At 36.8% G+C, this 1,671-nt stretch carries 1 protein-coding gene and 1 pseudogene; one reads left to right on the forward strand and one right to left on the reverse strand.

Translation table 11 applies throughout. From position 1 onward, the window contains the following. A pseudogene (locus AB4Z50_RS35795) lies at positions 1 to 701 on the reverse strand (SpoVR family protein); the annotation flags it as partial. Positions 702 to 1,070: 369 nt separating this feature from the next. Here AB4Z50_RS35795 and AB4Z50_RS35800 point away from each other — a divergent pair. Further along, a complete protein-coding gene (locus AB4Z50_RS35800) occupies positions 1,071 to 1,451 on the forward strand; it encodes a LytTR family transcriptional regulator DNA-binding domain-containing protein (protein WP_441887249.1) in 381 nt (126 codons plus the stop codon). Positions 1,452 to 1,671: the final 220 nt, after the last annotated feature.

A 1,671-nucleotide genomic window follows, 5' to 3' on the forward strand; every position in this document is an offset into this window, starting at 1 on the left:
GATCTTTTTCTGGCCGTGGCGGAAAACGTTTGGCGTCAGCGGCCTGCCTGCGATTGAGCGGCTGATGCGGCGGCAGCTGTGCGATCCGGGTCCAGATTCCACAAGTCATCATAAGAGGAGGAAGGGATATTCCACTCCGAGCGCTCGCTGTCCTTTTGCACCATCTCGATATAACGTTTCTTATCTAATTGATAAGGCTTGATGAGCGTAGGATCGACATGCTCTTGAATGGCAAGGATCGCATCGATAAACTTCTCGACCGCCTCCGTGCCATGATCCACTTCATATTGATGAATACGATCCGCTGTAGCAGACATGCTCTCGACCATATTGCGATTGGTTACACCAAAGCGAGCGTTATTTTTGAAAAAATCACAGTGAGCGAGCACATGGGCGACGATGAGTTTATTTTGAATTAAAGAATTTCCTTCAAGAAGAAAGGCGTAGCAAGGGTTGGAGTTAATAACGAGCTCGTAAATCTTACTCAAGCCAAAGTCATATTGTAGTTTCATTTTATGGAAAGTTTTTCCAAAACTCCAATGACTAAATCTTGTAGGCATACCATAAGCACCGAATGTATAAATGATCTCTGCAGGACAAATCTCATAGCGCATTTGATAGAAATCTAATCCAAAACCTTTTGCAATTTCTGTTATCTCATCAATTGAACGCTCTAATGCTCGAAGTTCGTCGGGGCTCATCAGGATACCTCCAAGTTTTCATATTTATTGGAGTTTGTCTTAGCGAAACTTCAATGATTAAATCTTGGTTAATAGTTGTTACTTGGAGAGTTAATGGTTATTTTTTTCTTATCTAGTAAACTCGCTAGAGGCGGTGACAAATATCAATCTTAGTTGGCATTGTAGATTGATACAAAATGGTTTGTGTATAAACAAAATGAAGCATCAAAAGAAAAAATTTTTGAAGTCAAACTAACTAACGTAGGGAAGAGTTGCCTGGCTATAAATAATATTAAGATTAGAAATAAGTTTGATTCTCTCTAAATAAAGCGAGCATAGTTATATTAGAACACTTGGGTCGCCTTAAAATTTATAGTACTCTTATAATATATGCATAAGTTAACAGTCACGCGAGATGCTTATGGGGAGTCAGGAATATATAATATATCCTGTGATATAGTCAATTACATGGAAAGCGAGTCTAATAAAAAAAGGATTTTAGTTCATACTCCTTATGAGAATTACTATATGATGGGGACATTGAAATATTGGTCTGTTGTGCTTAATACTAGTGGATATAAATTTTTAGATTTGGATAGGAATATTCTAGTTAATGTAGATAATATAGTTTTGATGAGTAATACTACAAAGGAAGTATATTTTGATTTGAAGATAGATAAAAATTCTATGAAATGTGGAATAGCTTTTCATAAATACTCAAAGTATAAAAGAATTATCTTATCGTTTAATCCTAACATAATAATAGTTTAGTGAAGGTGAAGTGCACCCCTTAGAATAGACATTGGAAAAACCCCTAGGTTATTCCGATGAAATTCTAGGGGGTGYATTTTTGTGGCGGTTAAAGGGCAAAAGTTTAAGCATTATGAAGATACAACGAAAGTGGAGGCAATCCGCTTACATGTTGAAGAGGGATGGTCGTATCAAAAGATAGCGGATCACCTAAATATTAATGACAAGAATCGTGTGAAGA

This window comes from Paenibacillus sp. 2TAB26 (assembly GCF_052115145.1).
Taxonomy (GTDB): domain Bacteria; phylum Bacillota; class Bacilli; order Paenibacillales; family Paenibacillaceae; genus Pristimantibacillus.

Bases quoted from the DNA above. Each gene is read 5' to 3' on its own strand.
- AB4Z50_RS35800 (WP_441887249.1), top strand. From the start codon at position 1,071: ATGCATAAGTTAACAGTCACGCGAGATGCTTATGGGGAGTCAGGAATA.